The organism is Treponema endosymbiont of Eucomonympha sp. (assembly GCF_001028545.1).
In genome coordinates this window covers 1-694 of record NZ_BBPW01000359.1, presented here as the reverse complement: position 1 = coordinate 694, position 694 = coordinate 1, and the positions used below count along the sequence as shown (strand labels likewise).

At 63.4% G+C, this 694-nt stretch carries 1 protein-coding gene; it reads right to left on the bottom strand.

The annotated features are described in order from the left end of the window. Positions 1 to 186 precede the first annotated feature (186 nt). Positions 187 to 694: amidase family protein (locus tag AWU74_RS07060; protein WP_306701062.1), on the bottom strand; the 508-nt coding region annotated here is incomplete at its 5' end.

Genomic DNA, 694 nt, shown 5'->3' with positions numbered 1-694 from the left:
CCGGCGGCTGGGCTCTGTTCGCGGTATTTGCCCTGCGGCTCTTGTTCTTCAAAATATCGGGCGGCGGCTCGTTCGACGGGCTGTTCTTCGGCTGGGCGCGACAAAGGTATATCCCGTGATAACGGGAAGCGGCATTCCGCAGACGGAAGGCGCGCTTCAAGGCATTATGGCACGGAATCCTCTGCGTCATTTCAGCGGCACGCCGCAGCCCGGGTGCTCCTGCTCCCACGCCTCCGCGACACGGAGGATTTTCACCTCGCTGAACCGTCCGCCCGCAAACTGAACGCCCACCGGCAGTCCCGCGCGGGTGGCGCCTGCCGGCACCGAAAGCGACGGAATGCGCGCAAGGTTCACAAACGTCGTGTACAAGTCGGACAGGTACATTTCGAGCGGGTCGTCCACCTTCTGTCCCAGCTTGAACGCGGGTGTGGGGCAGGTGGGGCACAGAATCAGGTCGTAGTCGCCGAACAGCGCGGCTATTTCGCGCTGAATGCGGGCGCGGACGCTCATGCCTTTTTTGTAGCAGTCGCCCGAAAACTGCTCGGACAGCACGTAGTTCCCGACGATGATTCGCCGCTTTACCTCCGCGCCGAAACCCTCGCTCCGCGTTCTGATGTACAGTTCGTCGAACCCGGCGCCCGGGTCGACGCGCCTGCCGTAGCGGATTCCGTCGAAGCGGGACAGGTTGCTCGCC